The 23,452-nt window shown below is 48.3% G+C and carries 25 protein-coding genes; 22 read left to right on the top strand and 3 right to left on the bottom strand.

Annotation, left to right across the window (positions count from 1 at the left end; genetic code table 11):
- The first annotated feature begins 80 nt into the window (after positions 1 to 80).
- Both EL268_RS03955 and EL268_RS03960 read left to right on the top strand, forming a co-directional pair.
- Positions 81 to 845: a class I SAM-dependent methyltransferase gene (locus EL268_RS03955; RefSeq protein WP_106656146.1), complete on the top strand. Its 765-nt coding sequence runs from the start codon at positions 81 to 83 to the stop codon at positions 843 to 845.
- A 113-nt stretch (positions 846 to 958) separates the two neighbouring features.
- Positions 959 to 2,683, top strand: coding sequence for a methyl-accepting chemotaxis protein (locus EL268_RS03960; protein WP_106656147.1), 1,725 nt, complete (start codon positions 959 to 961; stop codon positions 2,681 to 2,683).
- Between the two features lie 313 nt (positions 2,684 to 2,996).
- Here EL268_RS03960 and EL268_RS03970 read toward each other — a convergent pair whose 3' ends face one another.
- A complete protein-coding gene (locus tag EL268_RS03970) occupies positions 2,997 to 4,136 on the bottom strand; it encodes an ABC transporter permease (RefSeq protein ID WP_106656148.1) in 1,140 nt (379 codons plus the stop codon).
- Positions 4,133 to 4,876, bottom strand: a complete 744-nt coding sequence (locus tag EL268_RS03975) for an ABC transporter ATP-binding protein (RefSeq protein WP_106656149.1) — start codon at positions 4,874 to 4,876, stop codon at positions 4,133 to 4,135. The genes EL268_RS03970 and EL268_RS03975 overlap by 4 nt, the downstream gene beginning before the upstream one ends.
- 218 nt (positions 4,877 to 5,094) lie before the next feature.
- Here EL268_RS03975 and EL268_RS03980 point away from each other — a divergent pair, with 218 nt between their 5' ends.
- The 6 genes from EL268_RS03980 to EL268_RS04005 all read left to right on the top strand — a co-directional run bounded on the left by EL268_RS03980 (position 5,095) and on the right by EL268_RS04005 (position 9,788).
- Positions 5,095 to 5,514: a hypothetical protein gene (locus tag EL268_RS03980; protein WP_106656150.1), complete on the top strand. Its 420-nt coding sequence runs from the start codon at positions 5,095 to 5,097 to the stop codon at positions 5,512 to 5,514.
- Between the two features lie 109 nt (positions 5,515 to 5,623).
- Complete coding sequence (locus EL268_RS03985; protein ID WP_106656151.1) at positions 5,624 to 6,268, top strand: SurA N-terminal domain-containing protein; 645 nt, start codon at positions 5,624 to 5,626, stop codon at positions 6,266 to 6,268.
- Positions 6,269 to 6,409: 141 nt separating this feature from the next.
- The gene (locus EL268_RS03990) at positions 6,410 to 7,918 is read left to right on the top strand and encodes a spore germination protein (RefSeq protein WP_106656152.1); all 1,509 of its coding nucleotides are present in this window, start codon (positions 6,410 to 6,412) and stop codon (positions 7,916 to 7,918) included.
- 35 nt (positions 7,919 to 7,953) lie between these two features.
- Positions 7,954 to 9,135, top strand: a complete 1,182-nt coding sequence (locus tag EL268_RS03995; protein WP_106656153.1) for a Ger(x)C family spore germination protein — start codon at positions 7,954 to 7,956, stop codon at positions 9,133 to 9,135.
- A 27-nt stretch (positions 9,136 to 9,162) separates the two neighbouring features.
- On the top strand, positions 9,163 to 9,390 hold the full coding sequence (locus EL268_RS04000) for a hypothetical protein (protein WP_106656154.1): 228 nt from the start codon (positions 9,163 to 9,165) through the stop codon (positions 9,388 to 9,390).
- A gap of 47 nt (positions 9,391 to 9,437) precedes the next feature.
- Entirely contained in the window at positions 9,438 to 9,788 is a 351-nt protein-coding gene (locus EL268_RS04005; RefSeq protein ID WP_106656155.1) for a DUF2512 family protein, read from the top strand.
- A 53-nt stretch (positions 9,789 to 9,841) separates the two neighbouring features.
- Here EL268_RS04005 and EL268_RS04010 read toward each other — a convergent pair whose 3' ends face one another.
- A complete protein-coding gene (locus EL268_RS04010; protein ID WP_106656156.1) occupies positions 9,842 to 10,678 on the bottom strand; it encodes an oxidoreductase in 837 nt (278 codons plus the stop codon).
- A 336-nt stretch (positions 10,679 to 11,014) separates the two neighbouring features.
- Here EL268_RS04010 and coxB point away from each other — a divergent pair, with 336 nt between their 5' ends.
- The 14 genes from coxB to EL268_RS04085 all read left to right on the top strand — a co-directional run bounded on the left by coxB (position 11,015) and on the right by EL268_RS04085 (position 23,450).
- The gene (coxB, locus tag EL268_RS04015) at positions 11,015 to 12,043 is read left to right on the top strand and encodes a cytochrome c oxidase subunit II (protein ID WP_106656157.1); all 1,029 of its coding nucleotides are present in this window, start codon (positions 11,015 to 11,017) and stop codon (positions 12,041 to 12,043) included.
- A gap of 71 nt (positions 12,044 to 12,114) precedes the next feature.
- The gene (ctaD, locus tag EL268_RS04020; protein ID WP_106656158.1) at positions 12,115 to 13,959 is read left to right on the top strand and encodes a cytochrome c oxidase subunit I; all 1,845 of its coding nucleotides are present in this window, start codon (positions 12,115 to 12,117) and stop codon (positions 13,957 to 13,959) included.
- Positions 13,959 to 14,585: a cytochrome c oxidase subunit 3 gene (locus tag EL268_RS04025; RefSeq protein ID WP_106656159.1), complete on the top strand. Its 627-nt coding sequence runs from the start codon at positions 13,959 to 13,961 to the stop codon at positions 14,583 to 14,585. The genes ctaD and EL268_RS04025 overlap by 1 nt, the downstream gene beginning before the upstream one ends.
- Positions 14,586 to 14,588: 3 nt before the next feature.
- Positions 14,589 to 14,906 (top strand): cytochrome C oxidase subunit IV family protein, encoded by a 318-nt coding sequence (locus EL268_RS04030; protein WP_106656160.1) that lies wholly within the window; start codon positions 14,589 to 14,591, stop codon positions 14,904 to 14,906.
- Positions 14,907 to 15,610: 704 nt separating this feature from the next.
- Positions 15,611 to 15,910 (top strand): EthD family reductase, encoded by a 300-nt coding sequence (locus EL268_RS04040; RefSeq protein WP_007723387.1) that lies wholly within the window; start codon positions 15,611 to 15,613, stop codon positions 15,908 to 15,910.
- A gap of 2 nt (positions 15,911 to 15,912) precedes the next feature.
- Entirely contained in the window at positions 15,913 to 16,374 is a 462-nt protein-coding gene (locus EL268_RS04045; RefSeq protein WP_106656161.1) for a PaaI family thioesterase, read from the top strand.
- A gap of 93 nt (positions 16,375 to 16,467) precedes the next feature.
- Positions 16,468 to 16,869, top strand: a complete 402-nt coding sequence (locus tag EL268_RS04050; protein ID WP_016741459.1) for a PaaI family thioesterase — start codon at positions 16,468 to 16,470, stop codon at positions 16,867 to 16,869.
- Positions 16,869 to 17,654, top strand: a complete 786-nt coding sequence (locus EL268_RS04055) for an enoyl-CoA hydratase-related protein (RefSeq protein WP_174769457.1) — start codon at positions 16,869 to 16,871, stop codon at positions 17,652 to 17,654. Before EL268_RS04050 ends, EL268_RS04055 begins: the two co-directional genes overlap by 1 nt.
- 56 nt (positions 17,655 to 17,710) lie before the next feature.
- A complete protein-coding gene (gene paaK / locus EL268_RS04060) occupies positions 17,711 to 19,039 on the top strand; it encodes a phenylacetate--CoA ligase PaaK (protein ID WP_106656162.1) in 1,329 nt (442 codons plus the stop codon).
- 33 nt (positions 19,040 to 19,072) lie between these two features.
- Positions 19,073 to 19,846, top strand: coding sequence for an enoyl-CoA hydratase-related protein (locus EL268_RS04065; protein WP_106656163.1), 774 nt, complete (start codon positions 19,073 to 19,075; stop codon positions 19,844 to 19,846).
- Positions 19,847 to 19,855: 9 nt separating this feature from the next.
- A complete protein-coding gene (locus EL268_RS04070; protein ID WP_106656164.1) occupies positions 19,856 to 20,635 on the top strand; it encodes an enoyl-CoA hydratase-related protein in 780 nt (259 codons plus the stop codon).
- A 22-nt stretch (positions 20,636 to 20,657) separates the two neighbouring features.
- The gene (locus EL268_RS04075; RefSeq protein ID WP_106656165.1) at positions 20,658 to 21,515 is read left to right on the top strand and encodes a 3-hydroxyacyl-CoA dehydrogenase family protein; all 858 of its coding nucleotides are present in this window, start codon (positions 20,658 to 20,660) and stop codon (positions 21,513 to 21,515) included.
- Entirely contained in the window at positions 21,499 to 22,254 is a 756-nt protein-coding gene (locus EL268_RS04080; protein ID WP_106656166.1) for a 3-hydroxyacyl-CoA dehydrogenase family protein, read from the top strand. The genes EL268_RS04075 and EL268_RS04080 overlap by 17 nt, the downstream gene beginning before the upstream one ends.
- Positions 22,251 to 23,450 carry a thiolase family protein gene (locus tag EL268_RS04085; protein ID WP_106656167.1) on the top strand — a complete coding sequence of 400 codons (1,200 nt, stop codon included), beginning with the start codon at positions 22,251 to 22,253 and terminating at the stop codon, positions 23,448 to 23,450. Before EL268_RS04080 ends, EL268_RS04085 begins: the two co-directional genes overlap by 4 nt.
- The last annotated feature ends 2 nt before the right edge of the window (positions 23,451 to 23,452 follow it).

Raw genomic sequence — 23,452 nt, forward strand, 5'->3', positions numbered from 1 at the left:
ACATAACAACGCGCTCGAGCTCCTCCTGCTTCGTCTGGTTTGGAAGTGAACAGACTGTATAAACGAGAGGAGAAGCAGACATGGAAAATAAGGATTGGATCAAAAGCTTTCAAGAGGAAGTGGAGGCACCATTCGCTGGGTGGGATTTTGCCAGATTGACTGCGACAGGCAGGATGCAGGATGCACCACTTGGCTGGAACTACGTAAATATCGTGAAAAAGAACATGCATGGGATTCGCTCTATGCTGGAAATGGGAACAGGTGGTGGAGAACTGTTTTCTACGCTTGCGCCGTTCCCTGTGGAGACATATGCGACAGAAGGCTATAAGCCGAATGTAGAGGTGGCGAAAGCCAATCTGGAGCCCTTGGGTGTTCGTGTATTTCCTGTAGATGGCGAAGAGATATTGCCTTTTGAGGATCAGTCACTCGACTTGATTATCAATCGACATGAAGCTTATTTGCCATCTGAAATGAAGCGCCTGTTGAAGCCAGGGGGCACATTTGTTACGCAGCAAGTAGGCGGTCAAGACAATCTCGACCTGAATCGATTGCTGGGCGCTCCGATTCCGCCAGATTACTTGCACTGGAACCTGGACTATGCAGTGAACGAACTGGAGGAAGCTGGTCTTACGATTGTGGAGCAAAGAGAGGAAATGAGCTTTTCACGTTTTTACGACATAGGTGCTATTGTTTACTACTTGAAGGCTATCGAATGGCAGATTCGCGACTTTACTGTAGAAAAGTACGCTGATGCCTTGCTCGATCTGCACCACAAAATTGAAGCGGTTGGGTACATCGATATTCCTACCCATCGATTTCTCATGATTGCCCGACAAAAGTCCTAATTAAATCACTACCGATTGTCGATAAGACTGGTAGGGAGTGTTTAGGAAAAGCACCCTTTTTGGGTGCTTTTTTTATACACATATCGTAACCGGCGAAGGAGAAGTGAAACAGGATGAGTAAGAGCTTGGCAACACGGGTCGTTGCTCTTGTAGCGGTGATCATTGCCGTCATGATGGCAATCAATATTATCATGATTTACGAAAACAGCATAGCCACCGTTGAAAAGACACTCTCGCGCTCAAGCATCAATACAGCATTGCATATCTCCCAAGGGCTTGATTCAGAGAAGATTGCGAAATTTATATCTCAGCCACAAGAATCTGACGACTATTGGTCTATCCGAAATACGCTGCTTGAGTACACCGAAAAAACAGGTGCCCTTTATGTTTATATTCTTCATACAGACGATGAAAAAGTAAAGATTATGGTGGATGGAACGGAGAAAGGAGCAGAGGGAGCATCTGCAATCGGTCAAGAGACGACCTCTACCGGTATGGCTGATATTGCTCCTGTTCTGGCAGGCGGATCGAACAGTACGCCAATCGTCAAAGACCCTGTGTACGGGGACTACCTTAGTGCATTCGCACCGATTGAAGATCCATCTGGTCAAGTGATTGCGGTGCTTGGTGTGGATACTGCGGCAGACAAAGTGGAACTAATTAATGATCAGGTTTTGGATGAAACCATGCCACGCATCATTCTCGCTATGATTGTCGTAACGATTATTGCTTTGGTTGCTGTATTCTTCTTGATCAAAAAGATGCTGCGTCCACTGCAAGTTGTACAAGAGGCGTCTATGCGCATTGCTTCTGGCGATCTTACGTCTACAGAGATTTCAGTTGCCAACAAAAAAGACGAGATTGGCCGAATTGTCGTTGCTTTTGGTGAGATGACGACACAGCTGCGTCAAATCATTGGCGGAGTAAAAGAGACGACCGAGCATATTGACAGCATGGCGAATTCCATTCGGGAAGGGGCCAACTCTGTCCGCGAGCAAAACAAAAATATCGTGGTCACCAGCGAGGAGATTGCGCAAGGGAATGAGCAGACAGCAACTGCGATGGAGATGACGGTGCAAACGGTTCAAGAATTCTTGAGCGAGCTGTCTGAATTGAATACGGCGATTGACGAGATGGATGCAGTATCCAACCGGGTGTCCGATATCGGAGAGAGCAGCTACAAAGTATTGCAAGAGTTTTTGGCAGATGGAACAGAGACGAACAAACAATTTCATGAAGTACAAAATACAATGGCGATTCTCGAAGAAAAATCGAGCCGAATTAACGACGTGATTGAAACGATTCAGCAAATCGCCGGACAAACCAATCTGTTGGCGTTGAATGCTGCCATCGAGAGTGCGCGTGCTGGCGAAGCGGGCAGAGGCTTTGCTGTGGTAGCGGGAGAAGTTCGCAAGCTGGCTGAACAGACAGGTGCGGCAACCCACGTCATTCAGGAGAGCATCAAAGACATTCAAGATCAGGTAAGACAAGCAACGGAAAAGACAAATGCAACGCTGGATCGCTACAATGCGGGTACAGAGCGTTTGGATTCCGTCACACAAGGCATTACAGCCCTGTCTGACATGACGCATACCTTGAAGACGTCGCTTGCGAATGTCATGGCAAGTGTAGAGACGATGAAGCAAGGTCAGAACAAGGTGAATGAATCCGTGTTGACGGTTACTGCCATCTCGGAGCAAACAGCAGCAGCTACGGAAGAAGTATCTGCTACAATGCATGAGGTCAGTGGAAACGTTGATCAGTTCGTGTCTGAAACGGAGCAGGTGACAGACAGCATTCAGGAGCTGCGTAGCAAGGTGGATACGTTCCGACTGTAGACAAACTACTTTATCTATAAACGAAAAAAACAGCTCTTCTATTGGTGAAGGGCTGTTTTTTTGTGGCTGTAGTGGAGGGAAGAAGCGCATTTCCAGTCTACGCTTCGGCCTCCGCCCCGCAAGGGGTAGGAACTGGCCGCTCCGGGCTGAATGTCGGGAGCCGCTTCAAAAGTAGCGGTTTCGATGAGGAGTATGCAGAGTTGAAGCTAAAACCACTCCCTCCATTCAGCCCTCCGCTTTGTCGGGCTCCAGAGGCGCTTGGACTGGAAATGCACTTCTTCCACGCGGCTTTTCATATAACGTCAAGCTTACACTACAAAATCCCAATGATCACAAGAACTACACCGTGCATACCTAATAGCACCATGCGCAGCCAGCCGAATGACTGTTTCAACTGACTATCCCGAATCGGAAAGATCGAATACCCGTTGCGCTTTTGCTGATGCCGCCAGAGGCTGCCGATCTGGCTAGCCGTCATGAACAGAAAAAGCAGGCCGGCAATGATTTTTGCATATGGGCCTGGCAAAATCAGGACCACGAAGCCTGAAAGCAGGATGAGTCTGAAGTACATACCCGCAAAGTCACCGGATCGAATAAATTTTTTGGCAAACAAATGACGTCCTGCTGTTGATTGACGGTAAGGCAGCAGCTTCGTCAGGGCAATGAGCCACGAGCGTGACTTCACTTGGTGCTGCATGGCAGGGACATCCCTGAAGTTGTTCACGAACTGGTAAAAGCGGTTACGCAAGCCGTTTTCCATTGCCAGCAGGCGATACCATTGTACGGAATGTTTTTTCTTATAGGTCAACATTCGCGAATGGAGCCAGATCAAGAGCGCAGCGCAGATCAGTACACCAAATGGGATCATACCCAAGCGTAAGAATTGTCCTTCACTCAAGACCCAAGCGAGGAGGATATACGAAAAGACAAATCGAGCGAGTGTATAGAATCCGATCTTCTTCTGATCTGGCAAACGTAAGAACGTCCAACTGCTGTAAATATTCCAGCCCTTCAAGAGCAGGGGAACGCCCCAATAAACCCACAGCTGCACGCCTTGAGCGCCTACGACCCCTGTATACATAGGCATGAGCAGGAGCAGGACGATAAATACCACCATGCTCTGAATGGCAAAATTGTAAACGAGCGCCTTGCGGAAATAGCGATCCAGTCTTACTTCATGCGGAGTCAAAAAAAGCAAATCCGCTTCCAGCAAAAACGTGCGCAGGGGGCTTCTCACCACGACAAAAGCAATCACGAGGGCCATGGCATACGGCAAAGGGAACCAGGGTGGAATCATCGCGATGATGCTGCGGTAGTAGAAGGCGAGCAACCCCATCAAAAAGATCCCGACGAACGCCAAACCGCCATTCGCCATGTATTGGGCATACCGAATGAATTCTACTGAAAAGGCATGGAACCGTTTGCGAAATAATTGATCTACGTCTATTTTCACTGGCCGTCATCCTCTACGATATGCAAGTATATGTCGTCCAAGGAGCTATCTGGGAGCCCTGTAATACGACGAAGCTCCTCTAGCGTTCCTTGTGCTCTAATCTCGCCTTTGTGCAAAATGATGAATCGGTCACAATGCTTCTCGGCAGTCGCTAAAATATGTGTGGACATCAAAATGCCAGCCCCTTGCTCCTTGCAATGGTTCAACCACGTGAGAAGAGAACGAATCCCCAGAGGGTCCAGACCCAGGATCGGTTCATCCACGATGTACAGAGGCGGTTGTACGAGCAATGCCATCATGATCATGAGCTTTTGTCTCATCCCTTTGGAAAACTGCTGGGGAAATCGGTCTTTCATTTCTTCCATGCGGAATTCCTTTAAGAGAGGACGTGCTCGTTCATAAAAAACATCCTGGTCTAGTCCATGGCTCATGGCCATTAACTCGATATGCTCCCACAACGTAAGCTCTTCATAATAAATGGGAGACTCGGGAATATACCCGTAAGACAAGCGATAGTTTTCGGGGTCTGATTGAAAAGTCTTCCCCGCAATGCTGATTTCACCTGCGATTGGTTCCAAGAGTCCTAAGATATGCTTGATTGTCGTGCTTTTGCCTGCGCCATTCAGCCCGATTAGCGCCACAATTTCTTTTTCGCGTATGTGAAAGGAGACGTCTTTAATTACAGCGTGGTTGTAAGAGTACCCACCCGTTACCCCTTTTACCTCCAACAAGGTTGTCATGGTATCCTCCTTTGTGAATAAACGGTCATGTCCCCATTTATTTGAGAGAAATGCTAGATAGTCTTCCATCTATTTTAGCTGAATTCAGGATTTGGAAATACATTTGTTTGCCGCCTTTTTTTACACGAGACTGAACAAAGAGGGATAACCGTACAAGCAATGCTCCTCTCCGCTACATAAACAAGTAGTATAAAGGACGGACGGGGGAGGTGTAATCTATGACAGCAGGACCATATGAAAATCAGAAAGATATGGATCAGCATATACAGCGCATCTATTTGAAATTAGACAAATTCGAAGAACGAATCGATCATCTTGAGGGACAAATGATAGTAGTCACGAAGTGGTTGGAACGAATTGAACATCGATTGGGACGCATGGAGGATGTGCGTTATGATGTACTGCAAGTTTTGAACAAGCTGCAGACTGAGTTAGAAACGAAAGTAGAGAAGACGGAAAAAGACAAAGATATTATTTTGCAGTTACTGTCTAACGATAATCGGGACAAGGAAGCACTCGCTCAGTTTATGGAAGTAGAAAAAGACAGGAAACAAGAACGCTTTTTACAGGTTTGGGCAGTTTTAGGTCCTGTCATCGCCTCCGTTCTCTCCTCTTTTTTTACCCGATTTTTTATGTAGCGCATAATATGTTTAGAATGTGGAAAAGTTGTGTAATACGCTTTCCATTTTTCTACCGTAACTTCTTTCTATACTTGGAGGGCAGATTATAGAAAGAGAGGATATCCAAGTGAAGAAGTTTGATATTTCCATGCTTTCGGTTGCCATATTATTAACAGGGTTAGCTGTTTTAGGTTTTTATCAATCATGGGCAAAAGGCAATGACCCTGTATTGGTAACGGCTGGCGATACCTCCATTACACAAAATCAGCTTTACAGTGAAATGAAGAAAATGTACGGAAAACCAATGATACATGAACTTGTTGCGGAAGCCTTAATCAAGCAGGAAGCCAAGGCGCAAAACCTCGCGGTGTCGCAAGAAGATATGGATAAAGAGATTGATTCGATGAAACAACAGGTAGGTTCACCTGAGGCATTCCAAAACTACTTGAAAAGTATGGGAATGACCGAGGCCCAGCTGCGGGATAAGTTGCACGTGCTCATGACACGGGATAAGTTGTTGGATAAAGCATTCCCGGTTACCGAGGAGCAAATCAAAACCTATTATGATACAAATAAAGAACAGCTGGGGTCACCGGCACCTGAGTTTGATAAAGTGAAAGATCAGATCAAGATGATGCTGACTGACCAAAATCGCAGTCAGAACTACGGTACCTGGTTAAATACGCTTCAGGAAAAACACAAAGTAGAATGGCACGACCCGTCCTTTGACGATGCACCATTGCCAGGTGATGCACAAACACCTGCTCCATAGTGTAGAACTTATTCTAAAGACCTTGTCCTCTTAAATGAGTGCGAGGTCTTTTTCTGTGAAAACGATCATGACCGTTTTGTTTAGTAATGGGAGCAATCGGAGAAACTGTGGTCATAATTGCCGATGTGAGGAGCAATCCGAATGGCTCAGATTGGTTGCAGCTTAGATGACAACGTTCACTATATAAAAGAATCGCTCGGATACAGCAATGACATAGTGATTCGTGAGGTAATCCTAAATAGCCTAAAACCTGTTAGGGGAGCTGTCTTGTATACGGATGGCATGGTCGATTCGTATCTGGTACAAGCCGTATTAATCGATAGCCTTTTATACAAAATGCGCTTGAAGGAATGGGAAGGGATACACGAAGACGAGTTCGTTCCCTTTTTAAAAGAATCCGTCCTGACCGTAGGGGATATGGGGGATGTATTCGACTTTCCTACATTGTTTACAGCGTTGCTGTCCGGCTGTGTCATCATTCTCGTGGATGGCTGCTCGCAAGGAATTCATATCGGTTTGCAGGAGTGGAAGGATCGAGGAGTCACCGAGCCGTCATCGCAAACAGTCATTCGTGGTCCGCGGGAAAGCTTCACGGAGACACTTCGCACGAATATTACGCTGCTGCGGAGACGGATTTCCAGTGAAAAGCTGTGGATTGAAATCAACCGAATCGGCAAGGAAACCAAGACAGAAGTCGCAGTTGTGTATATGAAAGGGATTGTAGAAGAAGATGTTGTAGAAGAAGTACGCAATAGACTGGATCGAATCAGCATCGATGGCATCATGGAAAGTGGAATGATTGAGGAGCTGATTCAGGACGAAGCCTACACGCCTTTCCCCACCATCTCTAACTCGGAGCGCCCGGATGTAGTGGCCGCGAATCTATTAGAGGGGCGCGTAGCGATTCTTGTAGATGGGACTCCTTTTGTTTTGACCGTGCCCTCTCTTTTTGTTGAGTTTTTCCATTCAGCGGAAGACTACTATCAGCGCTTTGATTTTAGTACGTTGATTCGTATGCTGCGATTCGCCTGTTTTTTAATCGCGTTGCTTGCTCCCTCTCTCTATATTGCCATTACGACCTTTCACCAAGAGATGCTCCCGACACAGCTGCTGATCAGCTTGGCGGCACAGCGAGAAGGAGTGCCATTTCCAGCCTTTGTTGAGGCGATCATGATGGAAGTGGCTTTTGAGATATTGCGAGAGGCTGGAATCCGCATGCCGCGTGCAGTAGGTCAAGCCATTTCTATCGTGGGAACACTGGTCATCGGACAAGCAGCGGTGGAAGCGGGGATTGTTTCGGCAGCGATGGTCATTGTGGTTTCGATTACGGCAATATCCAGCTTCATTTTCCCAGCGAGCAACATGTCGATTACCGTGAGAATTCTTCGTTTTCCCTTGATGGTACTGGCTGCTTCTTTTGGCATATACGGAATCATTGTTGGGATACTTGCGTTAGTGCTACATTTATGCAGTCTACGCTCGTTTGGCGTACCGTATATGGAATCGTTTGCTCCGTTTTCCTTGAAAGAGCAAAGAGACACGATCTTTCGCTTGCCTCGCTGGGCTTTGGACAAACGGCCTGAATCGATTACCAAAAACAATTTGCGCCGCCAATCCAGAGGGATAAAGCCATTACCACCGAAGAAGTAAGAGGCTTTCCACAGCATGTAAAGGAGTGGGCACCAGTGAAAGGGATAAAAGTTCTTCTCTGCATCGTGCTCGTTATTATCCTAGCTGGTTGTTGGGATCGAAAAGAACTGAACGATTTGGCGATTGCTGTCGGGATCGGTATTGATAAAGTGCAAGGAGGCTATCAAGTTTCGGTTCAAGTAGTAGACCCTGCCGAGGTCGCGGCCAACAAGGGGAAGCCTGGACGCTCGCCGGTTACTCTCTTTACGATGAACGCTCCGACGATTTTTGAGGCTGTGCGGAAAATGACCACGATCTCTCCACGGAAAATTTATATGGCGCACACGCGGATGCTCATATTTGGCGAGGAGGTCGCGAGAGAAGGGATCGCTCCTGTCGTCGATTTTGTCTCGCGTGACCATGAGTTTCGGACTGACTTTTATATTGCCATCGCTAGAGGAACGACGGCACGCAACATCCTGAGAGTGATTACGCCGCTTGAGCAAATTCCTTCTACCGAAATGTTTGCTTCTTTGGAGACATCCTCCCAAGTATGGGCGCCTACCGCAGCAGTTACGATGGATCAATTGATTACCGACTTTACCAGCAAAGGGAAACAAGCGGTTTTGACAGGCGTGCGACTAACCGGACCTGTAAGAGAGGGAGACCAACGAAAAAATGTCGAGCAAATAGATACCCCTGTGCTTCTTCAATATACGACATTGGCTACTTTCCGCGGAGACAAGATGATCAACTGGCTGAGTGAAGCGGACAGCAAAGCGTATAGTTACATTACAGGCAAAGTAAAAAGCACGGTAGGAAGCATGGCCTGCAAGGGGGGAGGACTTTTGACGCTGGAAGTCATGCGCTCCGACGCCAGAATAGAGGCAACGATGAAAAATGGCACGCCTGAGGTCATCGTTCACATCGATTTGGAAAATGATATTGGGGAAGTGCAATGCAAGCTAGATCTGACAGAGAAGGATACGATCAAGGAGCTGGAAAAAGAGGCGGAAAAATCATTGGAAGCATTGGCGACAAAAGCAATTGCCAATGCCAAGAAAAATGGAGTAGACATCTATGGATTCGGCGAAGCGATCCATCGAAAATACCCGAGAGTATGGAAGAAGATAGGGGACAATTGGGAAAAGGAATTTACCAAGCTGCCTGTACATGTCATAGCCGATGTGAAAATCAGACGTTTAGGAACCATCAATAATGCCTTTGAAGAAAAGTGACTGTGTAATAGGGCAGGGGGAGTTTGTATGTCGACATTTGCTGTCATCGTTGTATCCATAATGGTTTGTGCATACGAGCTGCCCCGATTGATTCGGAAGCGGCAGCGCAAAGAGATCGCTGTCTTTCTCGGGTTGCTTGTCATCAGTGTTGGCTTGTACGCAGGAGCAGAAGAAGGGGTTGTCCCCAATCCTGTTTATTGGATGGAAATGGTTTACAAGCCGGTATACGACGGCGTCATGACATGGCTGAAGTAAACGAGGGGCATACTGAGTACACCCCCAGTAAAGGAGAGTAAATAGACGTGGACGGTCTTTTGATGAAGCTGCTCGTTAGTCCGGTGTTGGTCGTTTTGGCAGATGCTCTCTTTCCAGAAGTGAATTTCGCAAATCTATATCAGTCTGTCGGAGTCGGATTTGTCTTGGCAGTCGCCGGATATTTTTTGGATAGGGCGATTCTTACATCAGGGAGTCTTTGGCTGACGACCATGTTTGACTTGATTATCGGCTTTTTGATCGTTTATGGAAGCATTGTGTTTTTGCCGACGGCTCAAATCGCTGCAATCGGGGCCGGTTTTGTTGCGATATTTTTTGGCGTAGCGGAATATATCCAGCATCTATGGCTGATACGCACAGGACGAACGGAAAGTGTATAGTTGTTCAACGTGCAAACACACTCTTTGGGGGTGTGTTTTTTTGTGGAAAAACGTTACGATCGCTTTGTCACGATTCGCTCAATCCATGACCACGGAAGCCAATTTTTTACGGCAATCGTGAGCGCCACGCCTCGGCCAACCGGGTAGCGGAATCGCGGCTTGGGAGTGGTGGCTGCATGGACAATCGTCGAGATGACTGCGTCGGGAGCAGGTGCCTTTTCTATGATCGCTTCTACGTGACGAATGAGTTGTTTCATTTGGGAGGCGTAAGGAGAGGCTTCATTAAGCTGTTGGTCTTGCATTCCTTTTTCCCAGATTGCTGTACGAAAGGAGCCGGGCTCAACAAGGACGACTTGAACCTGAAAGGGTAGCATTTCAAGGCGAAGCGATTCGCTGAAGCCTTCGACTGCATGCTTGGATGCGGCATAAGGCGAGAGACCGGGGAAACCAAATCGCCCACTGATGCTGCTTACGTTGATAATTCGTCCAGATTGTTGCTGGCGCATATAAGGCAAGACTGCCCGAGTGACGTCGATCAGTCCGAACACATTTACATCAAACTGCTTGCGCCATTCCTCAGAAGAGACTTCCTCGGCAAAGCCACCCAACGCGTAGCCGGCATTGTTCAGTAACAGATCTATGCGCCCATGCCGTGCGATGATAGAGGAGATCGCATCCTGAATTTGTTCCGGATACGTAACATCAAGGGAAATGACTTCCAGATGCTCAGGATCTATTTGTAAGCTCGCCAATTTGTCAAGAGGGTCTCTATTTGCTAGATCACGCATAGCAGCAATTACCTGAAAACCAGCCTTGACTAAAGCGACTGATGCGTGCTTGCCAAAGCCACTTGAGGTACCAGTGACTAGTGCAATTGGTCTTTTTTGCATGAATTTCTCCTTTGAATTGGGTGTTTTGGTAGTATTTAACTGCAAAGTTCACAAATTTGTTCATAAATTTGTTAACAAAATCATAACAAATAGCCTTTGTATTAAGGAAAATTTATGTATACTTAAATGGTTACCACGCTTGGGTAGAAGTGTGCAATACTGCCCCTTACTTTCCTGTTTGTTTTTGGAATGGCTGCTAATACTTTTCTTGTTTGGGCATTATAGTTGTGGAAAGTATTGAATGCGATTTCTTAATACAAATTGAAAAGTACGAAAACTTCTAGTTATAGGCGTGGATAGAACGTTACCAACACGAAGAAAGAGGGGTTCATAGGTATGAAGGGTTGGCAACAGTATTGGCGTCAGCTTTCCCTATTTGGTTTGCTGGCGCTAGTGTTAACCGGGTGTGGCAGAGATGAGCTCTCAGCGCTCAAGCCCTCTGGTCCGGTAGCTGCGATGCAGTTTGACCTGATGAAGCTGTCCTCCGCTATCATGATCGGCGTCTTCATTGTCGTTATGACGATCTTTACGTACGTCCTTATTCGTTATCGTAAGCGTCCCGGACAGCAAGGCATTCCTAAGCAGGTCGAAGGAAATCATGCACTTGAAATTCTTTGGACGGTAATTCCTTTCTTGCTCCTTATCATCATGGCGATTCCAACTGTTACTACCGGTTTCGCACTGCACAAGGAGTATCCAAAAGAGGAAGCAGTTCAAGTCAAGGTTACTGCTCACCAATTCTGGTGGGAATTCGAGTATCCTGATCTTGGAGTAGCAACTGCACAAGACTTGGTATTGCCAGTTGGCAAAAAGGTTCAATTCGTATTAAGCGCATCTGATGTTAAGCACGCATTCTGGATTCCTGCATTGGGCGGTAAAATCGATACGAACCCAGGGCAAGAAAACAAAATGTGGTTGCAAGCAGACAAAACAGGCATTTACTACGGTAAGTGTGCGGAGCTCTGTGGAGCGTCCCATGCCTTGATGGATTTCAAGGTAGAAGTAATGGAACAAGCAGATTTTGACACTTGGGTAGCTAACATGAAGGGCGTTCAGGCAAAAGAACCTGTAACGGCAACTTCTCCACTGGCTGCAGAAGGTCAACAAATCTTCGATAAGAGCTGTTTGGGATGTCACGCTGTGGCAGGTAAAGGCGGCAAGATGGGTCCAAACCTGACTAACTTTGCAGATCGCGAACGTGTAGCAGGTATCAAAGCTCATACGCCTCAAAACATTGCAGAGTGGCTGAAAGATCCGCAAAAAATGAAGCCGGGCAACAAAATGCCTAACCTCAACCTCGATGACACACAAGTGAAAGCGCTTGTAGAGTACATGGAGACATTGAGCGTAAGCGAAAAAAAGTAAAGTAAAACCTCATAAAACTTATTGCATTGACAATCGTCATAGGCAGTGACGCTTAAAAAGGAGGTAAACCCGTGTCTGCACATGCTTCTCATGCACCAAATCGCTCGGGGCTGTGGGATTATCTTACGACAGTGGACCATAAGAAGATTGCGATCCTGTATTTGATTGCTGGTGGGATTTTCTTCTTGGCTGGTGGTTTGGAAGCCCTGCTGATTCGTTTGCAGTTGATGTACCCAGAACTTCAATTGGTTGGTGCCAAGACTTTTAACGAATTAATTACGATGCACGGCACCACGATGATTTTCTTGGCGGTTATGCCGATCATTTTCGCTTTGATGAACGCGATTGTTCCCCTTCAAATCGGTGCACGCGACGTAGCATTCCCGTTTGTTAACGCACTCGGATTCTGGCTATTCTTCTTCGGGGGAGTGCTACTGAACACAAGCTGGTTCTTGGGTGGCGCACCTGATGCTGGTTGGACATCGTATACCACTTTGGCTTTGAATCAATACAGTGGAATCGGCGTAGACTTCTACGTACTCGGTTTGCAAATTGCCGGTCTCGGAACGCTGATTGGTGGTATTAACTTCCTGGTTACCATCATCAACATGCGTGCTCCAGGTATGACATTCATGCGTATGCCAATGTTCACCTGGTCGTCCTTTATTACATCCGGTTTGATCCTCTTCGCATTCCCTGCGATTACCGTTGGTCTGGTTCTGTTGATGTTTGACCGTTTGTTCGGCGGAAACTTTTTCAACCCTGACGCAGGTGGTAACGTTGTTATCTGGGAGCACTTGTTCTGGATCTTCGGTCACCCCGAAGTATACATTTTGATTCTCCCAGCATTCGGTATCATTTCTGAAGTGGTTTCTACATTCTCAAGAAAGCGTCTGTTCGGTTACAGCTCCATGGTATTTGCAACTGCGCTGATCGGTTTCTTGGGCTTCATGGTGTGGGCTCACCACATGTTCACAACAGGTTTGGGCGCAATTGCCAACACACTGTTTGGACTTGCAACCATGTTGATTGCTGTTCCTACAGGTATCAAAATCTTTAACTGGCTGTTGACCATGTGGGGCGGTCAAATCCGCTTCCCTACCGCAAACCTGTTTGCAGTAGGATTTATCCCAACATTTACAATCGGTGGTATGACAGGGGTTATGCTTGCGGTTCCGCCGGCTGACTACCAATATCATGACAGTTATTTCGTAGTTGCTCACTTCCACTACGTTATCGTAGGGGGTCTCGTATTCGGTCTCTTTGCAGGTCTGTACTACTGGTGGCCGAAAATGTTCGGTAAAATGCTGAACGAAACAATCGGTAAATGGAACTTCTGGACGTTCTTCATTGGTTTCCACCTTACCTTCTTCCCGCAACACTTCCTGGGTCTGATGGGGATGCCGCGCCGCGTCTTTACATACCTCAAAGATCAGAACCTGGATATGGGTAACTTTATCAGTACGATCGGTGCATTTGGTATGACAATCGGTACCATCCTATTCTTGATCAACGTAGTCGTTGCAGCGAAAAGCTCCAAACGCGCTCCTGCAGATCCATGGGATGGACGTTCACTCGAATGGGCGATTCCTTCGCCGCCGCCAGAGTACAACTTCGTTCAAACGCCTCTCGTTCGCGGTTTGGATGCGTTGTGGGTGGAGAAAATGGCTGGTAACAAAGGCATGACGCCTGCGGAGCCGATTGGCGACATTCACATGCCATCGCCATCGTTCTTGCCATTCCTGATGTCTCTCGGATTGTTCGTAGCAGGCTATGGCTTTATCTACCACAACTATGTGGTCGTAGTCATTGGAATGCTCTTTACACTCGGCTGCATGTTTACCCGTTCTGTGAAAGACGATCCAGGTTATCACATTCATGAAGATGAACTCGAAGAGAAAGGGGTAAAGGCTTAATGGCTACTAATCACGCACATGCAGTATTGCCTGACGAACCGGAAAAAGCCACCCTTGAAGGCAAGAATAAGGTTCTTGGCTTCTGGCTCTTCCTTGGTGGGGAGACAGTTCTCTTCGGTTCCTTGTTTGCAACATTTATCGCTCTTCGTGATCAGGCAAATGGTGGACCAACGTCCCAATCGTTGTTTGACATGAATCTCGTTGCTGTGGCAACACTTCTCTTGCTTACCAGCTCGATGACAAGTGTTATGGCTACGCTGGCTCTGCACAAGAAAGACCTGAAGAAGATTCAGCTATGGCTGACCATCACTGTATTGCTCGGTCTCGGCTTCCTTGCTTTGGAGATTTACGAGTTCGTACACTATGTGAATGAAGGATTGAAAATGTCAACGAGTGCATTCTCGTCTGCCTTCTACACATTGGTTGGATTCCACGGAGCTCACGTAGCGTTCGGGATTTGCTGGATCATTCTTTTGCAAGTATCTGCGACGAAAAAGGGCCTGACGGTAGTAACTGCACCGAAGTTCTACCTGGCATGTCTGTACTGGCACTTTATCGACGTTGTATGGGTATTCATCTTTACCGTGGTATATCTCATGGGTATGATCGGTGGAAAGGTGGGATAATCTATGGGAGCACAAGCTCATAATGAAGAGGTACGCAAGCCGAAAGTCAAACACGATGGTCCGAAAAGACACATTGTTGCTTTCATCGGATCTCTCGTATTGACCGCACTGGCATTCATTGCGGTGGCGTATGAAGCAATTCCATCAGGTTTTACCGTACCATTCATCGTAGCATTGGCCTTTGTTCAAGCGTTCTTCCAGCTGTATGTCTGGATGCACATGGATCAAAAAGGTCATGAGTTTGCACGGATCAGTATTTTCGCAGGATTGTTTGTAATTATGTTGGCGATCTTCGTCTTTATTTTCTGGGTGTGGATCTAGGAAATAGAGCGATGTTAGAGGACAGACATTGGGTCTGTCCTCTTTTTTGTGTTTTTGTTTTATGAGTGCTGTTGGGGAGGGGAAGAAGCGAATTTCCAGTCTACGCTTCGGCCTACGCCCCGCAAGGGGTGGAACTGTCCGCTCCGGCATGAATGGCGGGAACGCTTCAAAAGTAGCAGTTTCGAAGAAGTGGTAGCAGAGGTTGAAGCTAAAACCATTCCCGCCATTCATCCCTACGCTGGGTCGGGCTCCAGAGGCGCTTGGACTGGAAATTCGCTTCTTCCCACGTGGCTTTTTATCAAGCATCAAGTAAGTTGATTCAAGGAAGTCTCACTGAAATTCCCCAAAAAATGTTTTGAATAATCGAAGGCAACCACAGCTGTTCGAAAGTCCTGTCACATGTTTGGAAGGAGACCGCCCGAACGAAGTGAGGATACAGGCGACTGGAAAACATGTGGCAGGGCTTCCCCCGACCACAAAAGCTGGAAAACATCCCATCGAAGCATATTCTGTCAGCCTTTTCCCAGTCATAAACATGGAGAGAAGGGAGGATACAATCCGACAGAGTTTTCTTGCTTTTTGAAAAATACTTGCACCTGTCACAAAGGCTTTATATAATAAAAATATTAACATGCGTTAAAATAACGTTATATGAATTAGTCGTCACACATTGCAACTATAATCTGAGGAAAGCAGGGATCATGATGGTGAAATTGGTAGCAATTTATCGCAAGCCCGAAGATATTGATGCTTTTGACAAGCATTATTTCGAGGTACATGGCCCATTGGCAGAAAAAATGCCTGGCTTAATCAAAATGGAAGTGAGCAAAATCTACGGAACGCCAATGGGAGAATCCGACCTGCATCTGATGGCAGAAATGTACTTTGAATCGAAAGAAGCTTTGATGGAAGCGTTGTCATCTCCTGAAGGTCGCGCAGCAGGAAAAGACCTCCGTGGCTTCGCCGGACCAATTGTGTCCATGCATTTTGCAGAAGTCGTTTAATCATGACCACGAAAAGGTTGATAGACGAACAAGCGCTCCATCAGAAGCATTACGCAGAGATTTGTGAGAAGCTAAAGCAAGATCCATTTGCACAGTTTTTGGGCATCAAGCTGATTGAGCTGGGAGAAGGAACGGCGACTGCGGAAGTCACAGTTGCCGAGCATATGCTGAATGCGCACGGCACTGCACATGGCGCAATCATCTTCTCCCTGGCAGACTTTGTTTTTGCAGCGGCCTGTAATTCCTATGGCAAAACGTCTGTAGCACTTTCGATGAATATCGGATTTTTGGCTGCTGCCATGAAAGGGAATCGCTTGGTGGCAACCGCGACCGAAGAGAAGAAAAACAATCGAACAGCCTGGTACCGCATCCGCGTAGAAACGGAGCATGGCTTGGTAGCGACCCTGGATGCACTGGCTTACCGGAAAAGTGATTACTTCGTCAAAATCGACGAAAACGAATAACTGACAGCGAAAATAAAACGGGGAAAGGATGCCAAAAGCCACGTGCTTAGGCTCCTTTCACTGTTTCAAGACGATACGAGAAAGGGGGCAAAGATGTCAGTGGAGATCCGTAATCGATTCAACCACTACCTGGGCATAGAAGTCGTGCATCGAGATGAACAGGGCTGTAAGGTAGCACTGAAAATTCGCCCCGAGCTGTTCAATAGCATCGAAGGTGTCGTACACGGAGGCGTTACGGCGACACTAGCCGATGTGGCAATGGGGCATGGGGCAGCACCTCATGTGGATGGCGTACAGCAATGTGTGACGGTGGAGAGCAAGATTCAATACCTGCACCCTGCACGCGGTGAGGTACTAGAGGCACAATCCCATGTATTGAAACAAGGAAAAAGCTTGATCGTGATGGAAGCACGCGTGACTTGTGATGGCAAGCTTGTGGCTTTTGCTACCGGTACGTATGCACGTGTTAACCCGCCTGCACAAGGAGGACGTTGATGATGGAAGAGAGTGTTCGCTTTGAACGTGAAGGACATATAGGACTGATTACGCTGAATCGTCCAGATGAACTGAATGCGCTGAACTACAATACATTGGAGCGCCTGGGAAACTTGATTGAGCAGGTGCGGTTGGATGCAAAAGAGATTCGTGTGGTCATCGTGAAGGCAGAAGGGCGAGCATTTAGCGCAGGGGCAGATTTGAAGGAGCGTCGTACACTAACGGAACAGCAGGTACGCCGCAATGTCCGCAAAATCCGCGATGTATTTACTGCGTTGGAGAGGCTTCCGCAGCCGACCATTGCCATGATCAACGGATTTGCTTTTGGCGGGGGTTTTGAGCTGGCCCTGGCCTGTGATTTCCGCTATGCCGTCGCAGATGCCAAAATGGGTCTGACAGAGGTGAGTTTGGGCATCATTCCTGGGGCGGGTGGTACGCAGCGGTTGTCTCGCTTGATCGGACCTTCCAAGGCAAAAGAGCTGATCCTGACTGCCAGGCGCATCCAAGCGGAGGAAGCGCAGCAAATCGGTTTTGTAAATGCAGTTGCAAAAGATATAGAAGAGCTGCGTGAGCTGGCAATGGGGCTGGCGAACGAGATTTTGGCAAATGCTCCGTTGGCGGTTTATCAGGCAAAATCAGCGATTGATCGCGGAAGCAGTGTCGATTTGCAGACAGGTCTAGATATCGAAACAATGTGCTATGAAGTAATTATTCCCACGACAGATCGTCTGGAAGCATTGGAAGCCTTTCGCGAAAAGCGAAAACCAGTTTTTAAGGGCGAGTAACATTTTCAAATAAGTACTCCTACCGAGTCATCACGCAAGGGAATGAGGGAAGCGACATGATCTTTAATACAGAAATGGAAACGCTACCAAGAGAGAAAATGAAAGAACTGCAACTGGCACGCTTGAAAGAAACGGTCAAACGCGTATACGAGCGCGTCCCTTTCCACACAAAAGCATTCAATGAGACTGGTGTAAAACCAGAAGATATCCAATCGATCGAAGACATACAGAAGCTCCCATTTATGAAAAAGACAGACTTGCGGGAAAATTATCCCTTCAATCTGTTTGCAGTCGAAATGAAGGAAGTGGCACGTATTCACGGCTCTTCCGGGACAAAAGGAAAACCGACTGTGGTCGGCTACACCAAAAAAGACCTGGAGAATTGGGCGGAGATCGTGGCGCGCGCCATTTGCTGTGCGGGTGGAGAGCCGGGAGACATTTTCCATAACGCGTATGGCTACGGCCTTTTTACAGGCGGTTTGGGATTGCACAACGGCATCGAGCACATGGGCGCAGTCGCAGTGCCGGTATCCGGCGGCAATACCTCCCGTCAAATTACGTTGATCGAGGACTTCAAGCCACGTGGCATTGCAGCAACGCCATCCTATGTCCTCAACATCGTGGAAGAGATGAAAAAGCAAGGAATCGATCCACGTGAGACGAGTGTCAAATACGGAATTTTTGGTGCAGAGCCGTGGTCGGAAGAAATGCGCGTACAGCTGGAGCATGAGCTCGACATTAAAGCGGTGGACATTTACGGGCTGAGCGAAGTGATGGGGCCAGGTGTTTCCATTGAATGCCATGAGGTGCAGGATGGTCTGCATATCGCAGAAGACCATTTCTACGCAGAAATTATCGATCCGAATACCGGAGAAGTGCTCCCATACGGACAAGAGGGCGAGCTCGTATTCACGTCGCTGACGAAAGAAGCATTCCCGGTTGTGCGCTATCGCACGGGTGATATCGCTTCCCTCAATCCTGAGCCCTGTAAGTGTGGACGGACAACCATGCGGATGTCGCGCATCAAAGGACGTGTAGATGACATGCTCATTATTCGCGGGGTCAATGTGTTCCCGACAGAGATCGAGTCCGTTCTGCTTACGTTTAACCAATTGGCTCCACACTACCAGGTCGTCATTGAACGCGACGGTGCTCTCGACCGTTTTGAGGTGCACTGTGAGCTGACACCAGCATATGCAAATGAGATCAGTGGAAATGACAGCTCTGCTCTCTCACCATTGGTAAAAGAAATTTGCCATCACATCAAAAATACGTTGGGCGTGTCCGTGGTGCTGCGGGTGCAACCGCCAAATTCCTTGACGCGCAGCGAAGGAAAAGCGATTCGAGTCGTAGATAACCGAAACAAATCACAGGCAGCTATGTAAACCAGCTCCTGTAAAAAAAGGGTGTGACAGTTCATGGCCTATGAATATATTAGCGTAGCCAGTGAAGATGGTGTCGGTATCATTACGTTGAATCGACCGAAGATTCTAAACGCACTGAATTTGCAGCTTGTCGACGAATTGGTTGACCAGCTGGAGCAAATGGACCGCGACCCGGATATTCGGGTGATCATCCTGACTGGCAACGCGAGGGCGTTCGCAGCGGGTGCCGACATTAATGAAATGGCGGAAGCATCAGCTATCGACATCATGAAGCGCAATCAGTTCGCGGTTTGGGATCGCATCTCACTCATCTCCAAGCCGATTATTGGTGCCGTCAGCGGTTTTGTGCTCGGTGGTGGCTGTGAATTAATGATGAACTGCGATATCGTGATCGCTTCGGAGACAGCCGTCATTGGTCAACCGGAAATCAAGCTGGGAGTCATGCCTGGGGCTGGTGGTACACAGCGTCTGACGCGTGTGGTAGGTGAGCGAAAAGCACTGGAGATGCTGCTCACAGGTGAACCGATTTCGGCCAAGGAAGCGTTGAAATACGGACTGGTCAATCGGGTAGTGCCAGTGGAGGCGTACTATCAAGAAGCGCTCAAGCTGGCGAAGCAAATCGCCCAGCAGCCGCCGCTCGCGGTACAGGTAATCAAAAAAGCCGTGTACAAAGCTGGTGATCTCCCCCTGCAAGAGGGAATGGATTACGAGCGAAACAGCTTTTATCTTCTTTTGGCAAGCGAAGATCGAAAAGAAGGCATGCAAGCTTTTCTGGAGAAGCGCAAACCCCGTTTTACGGGAAATTAGGAGGCGGCCATGTACGAAACGATTCTCTATGAGGTGTCAGAAGGTGTAGCACTGGTGACCTTGAACCGTCCGGACAAATTCAATGCGTTTACAGCCGTCATGAACAAGGAAATCACCGATGCGTTGAAGCAAGCGCAGAAGGATGCGGATGTGCGCTGCATCGTTCTCACCGGAGCAGGGCGCGCGTTCAATGCGGGTCAGGATCTCAGTGACGTTTCTGGGGGAGGAGATGTGGATTACGGTGGTTTCTTGCGGGATCGTTATAATCCAATGATCCTCCAGTTTCAAAAAACAGAGAAACCGATCATCGCAGCGGTAAACGGTGTAGCAGCAGGTGCAGGTATGAGTGTTGCGCTGGCGTGCGATATTCGCCTGGCATCGGAAAAGGCATCCTTCGTCAATGCTTTTGTCAACATCGGGCTCGTTCCTGATTCAGGAGGCTGCTACTTCTTGCCGCGCATCGTCGGGATCGGCAAGGCGTTGGAGCTGGCGATGACGGGGGAAAAGGTATCCGCTGAGGAAGCGCTGCGGATCGGACTGGTCAATCAGGTGTACCCTGCCGAGAGCTTCATGGAGGATGCGTTGGCGTATGCCCGCAAGCTGGCGTCACTGCCGACGAAGGGGATTGGTTTGATCAAGCGCACGATGTACAAAGGTCTTGAGATGGGGTTGGAAGAGACCTTGGAATATGAAGCTTTTGCACAAGAAGCGGCTGGCAGCACAGAGGATCACAAAGAAGGGGTCACCGCTTTCATGGAAAAACGTGCGCCTCGTTTTACAGGCCGTTAGAGGCGAAGGGAGGCAAGCCCAAGTGAGTACGAAAACAGTAGGCGTCATCGGGGCGGGAACAATGGGAGCGGGAATCGCTCTCGTCTGTGCTCGCAAAAGACATCAGGTCATGCTGTTGGATGCGAATCAGGCGGTTTTGGATAAAGCGCTTGTCTATTTGCAATCGATCCTGACAAAAGACGTAGAGAAAAACAAAATCAGCGAGCAAGAAATGACTGAAACGCTAGAGCTGGTCCAGCTCGTTTCGGAAATAGAGCAGTTGGCAGACTGCGATATCGTCATCGAAGCGGTGCCAGAGCGTCTAGATTTGAAAAAAAGCATTTTCAGCCAGCTTTGCGGGATTTGCAGAGAGGATGCCCTTTTATTAACGAATACTTCCTCCATCTCGATTACAGAGATTGCAGGAGGGCTATCGCATCCCGACCGCATTCTCGGATTTCATTTTTTCAATCCGGCACCCGTCATGCCCTTGGTTGAGGTGATTCGCGGGAAAAAATCGAGCGAGGAAAATGTGGAAGTGGCGTATCGATTTGCGCAAGAGTTGGGCAAGGTTCCTGTTCTGGTGACGGACACCCCTGGCTTTATCGTCAATCGAATAGCACGTCCTTACTATAACGAAGCATTGCGCATCCTAGGCGATCATGTGGCAGGTGTGGAGCAGATTGACCGCATCATGAAGCTGGCTGGCGGATTCAAAATGGGTCCGTTTGAGCTGCAAGACATGATTGGCATCGACATCAATTTTGCCACAACTAAATCGGTCTATACCGACTTCTTCCACGAAGGACGATTTAAGCCTAGCCGGATTCAGCAACAAATGGTTCAATCCGGCAGCTTGGGCAGAAAGACGGGGGAAGGCTTCTATGATTACAACAAATAAGGCTGTATTGCTCGTGGGCACAAGCCCGCTGTACGCAGAGTTGAATCAGCTGATGGTCGAAAAAGGCTACCAGGTGCTTACGCTTGCAGAAGCGATGGAGGAACCGGAGCTGGTCGAATTGGCTGTGGAAGTAAATAGCGTCGATATGCAGGCGAAAAAGAGGCAGGTACGCGAGCTGGATGACCTGTTGCCACCAAACGTACCGATCATCACGACTTCGCTCGCGGTTACAGCGACAGAAGTAGCGTCCTGGACACAGCATCCTGAACGCGTTTGCGGATTTGGAACGCTCGTGCCCTTGGTTGAACGGGAGCTGATCGAGATTGCCCCTGCCCTGCAAACGGAGCTGGATACGATTCGAGCAACGGAAGGCTTCTTTCAATCGCTCGGGAAAGAGACGGAAAACGTAAACGACGAGGTAGGTCTCGTGTTCCCGCGCATTTTAACACTCATTATCAACGAGGCTGCCTTTACCCTGATGGAAAAAGCAGCAACCGCTACCGATATCGATATCGCGATGAAAAAGGGCACCAACTACCCATACGGGCCTCTCGAATGGGCCGATCGCATCGGCTTGGATGAGATTTTTGCGATATCGAGAGGCTTGCAGCGCGATCTGGCCGAGGAGCGTTATCGTACAGCGCCGCTATTACGAAAGCTGGTGCTGGCAGGGCGTGTCGGCGTACGCAGTGGGCAAGGCTTCTACACGTACGAAGAAAAAGTGGGTGTAGAGGCATGAGCTTGACTAACAAGGAGGTGTACGTAGCAGCAGCAGTACGTACACCAATCGGCAAGCTGGGCGGAAGTCTGAAGAACACCCCCATCGACGACCTGACAGCGATTGTCTTGAATGGAGCGCTTGCGAAGGCAGGACAATCCGGTGAGATTGTGGATGGGGTCATCATGGGAAACGTCATATCGGCCGGACCGTTTATTAACATTGCACGCGTTGGTTTGTTGAAAGCAGGACTTCCTGACACCATACCTGGACTGACTGTGAATCGGGTGTGTGCATCCGGACTAGAAGCAGTCAATTTGGCTGCGCAGTCCGTCCAGGCAGGACATAGTCAGGTTATGCTGGCTGGCGGTGTAGAGAATTTGACTCGTTCACCGTACATCATGGAAAAATTCGAGCAGCCGTATCAACGTGGCGGACAGACGCTGATCGAGTCTTTTGGCGGACCACGTTCTGCCCCTGTCTCGCTTTATGGCGATCTGACCATGGGAGATACAGCGGAAAACGTGGCGGAGCAATTCGGCATCAGTCGCGAAGACCAAGATCGTTTTGCAGCAGAGAGCCAGTCTCGGGCTATCAACGCTATTGATGCAGGTCTGTTCCGCGATGAGATCATTCCGGTCACGTTAAAAGGGAAAAAAGGGGAAGAAACGCTGTTTGACACGGATGAATTCCCAAGAAGAGATTCCAGTGTGGAGTCATTGTCCAAGCTGCGTCCGGCCTTCCGAAAAGATGGCAGTGTCACAGCAGGCAACTCCTCCGGCATCAACGATGGTGCAGCGGCCTTGCTCTTGATGAATGAAGAAATGCTGCAAAAGACTGGCGTCGCTCCTTTAGGACGCATCGTTCATTTCGTCAGTGCTGGTGTTGATCCGCGCATTATGGGCATTGGTCCGGTCGCTGCGATCCGCAAGCTGCTCGCAGAAACGAACATGACCGTAGAGCAAATCGACCTGTTTGAGTTAAATGAAGCTTTTGCTTCCCAGTCACTCGCCTGCATGCGCGAGCTGGGACTGGACCCCTTGAAAACCAATGTAAATGGTGGAGCAATCGCGTTGGGTCATCCACTCGGAATGAGCGGTGCCCGACTGGCAGGTACGATTCTTTTCGAGCTGAGACGTCGCCAAAAGAAATACGGAATCGTTTCGTTGTGCATAGGCGGCGGTCAAGGATTGGCCACGTTAGTAGAAGCGCTATAGAA

The sequence above is a fragment of the Brevibacillus brevis genome (assembly GCF_900637055.1).
GTDB lineage: Bacteria > Bacillota > Bacilli > Brevibacillales > Brevibacillaceae > Brevibacillus > Brevibacillus brevis.

Bases quoted from the DNA above. Each gene is read 5' to 3' on its own strand.
- EL268_RS04040 (WP_007723387.1), top strand. From the start codon at position 15,611: ATGGTGAAATTGGTAGCAATTTATCGCAAGCCCGAAGATATTGATGCT.
- EL268_RS04045 (WP_106656161.1), top strand. From the start codon at position 15,913: ATGACCACGAAAAGGTTGATAGACGAACAAGCGCTCCATCAGAAGCAT.
- EL268_RS04070 (WP_106656164.1), top strand. From the start codon at position 19,856: ATGTACGAAACGATTCTCTATGAGGTGTCAGAAGGTGTAGCACTGGTG.
- EL268_RS04010 (WP_106656156.1), bottom strand. From the start codon at position 10,678: ATGCAAAAAAGACCAATTGCACTAGTCACTGGTACCTCAAGTGGCTTT.
- paaK (WP_106656162.1), top strand. From the start codon at position 17,711: ATGATCTTTAATACAGAAATGGAAACGCTACCAAGAGAGAAAATGAAA.
- EL268_RS03960 (WP_106656147.1), top strand. From the start codon at position 959: ATGAGTAAGAGCTTGGCAACACGGGTCGTTGCTCTTGTAGCGGTGATC.
- EL268_RS04065 (WP_106656163.1), top strand. From the start codon at position 19,073: ATGGCCTATGAATATATTAGCGTAGCCAGTGAAGATGGTGTCGGTATC.
- EL268_RS04080 (WP_106656166.1), top strand. From the start codon at position 21,499: ATGATTACAACAAATAAGGCTGTATTGCTCGTGGGCACAAGCCCGCTG.
- EL268_RS04050 (WP_016741459.1), top strand. From the start codon at position 16,468: ATGTCAGTGGAGATCCGTAATCGATTCAACCACTACCTGGGCATAGAA.
- coxB (WP_106656157.1), top strand. From the start codon at position 11,015: ATGAAGGGTTGGCAACAGTATTGGCGTCAGCTTTCCCTATTTGGTTTG.
- EL268_RS04030 (WP_106656160.1), top strand. From the start codon at position 14,589: ATGGGAGCACAAGCTCATAATGAAGAGGTACGCAAGCCGAAAGTCAAA.
- EL268_RS04000 (WP_106656154.1), top strand. From the start codon at position 9,163: ATGTCGACATTTGCTGTCATCGTTGTATCCATAATGGTTTGTGCATAC.
- EL268_RS03980 (WP_106656150.1), top strand. From the start codon at position 5,095: ATGACAGCAGGACCATATGAAAATCAGAAAGATATGGATCAGCATATA.
- EL268_RS04055 (WP_174769457.1), top strand. From the start codon at position 16,869: ATGATGGAAGAGAGTGTTCGCTTTGAACGTGAAGGACATATAGGACTG.
- EL268_RS03990 (WP_106656152.1), top strand. From the start codon at position 6,410: ATGGCTCAGATTGGTTGCAGCTTAGATGACAACGTTCACTATATAAAA.
- EL268_RS03975 (WP_106656149.1), bottom strand. From the start codon at position 4,876: ATGACAACCTTGTTGGAGGTAAAAGGGGTAACGGGTGGGTACTCTTAC.
- EL268_RS04085 (WP_106656167.1), top strand. From the start codon at position 22,251: ATGAGCTTGACTAACAAGGAGGTGTACGTAGCAGCAGCAGTACGTACA.
- EL268_RS04025 (WP_106656159.1), top strand. From the start codon at position 13,959: ATGGCTACTAATCACGCACATGCAGTATTGCCTGACGAACCGGAAAAA.
- EL268_RS03955 (WP_106656146.1), top strand. From the start codon at position 81: ATGGAAAATAAGGATTGGATCAAAAGCTTTCAAGAGGAAGTGGAGGCA.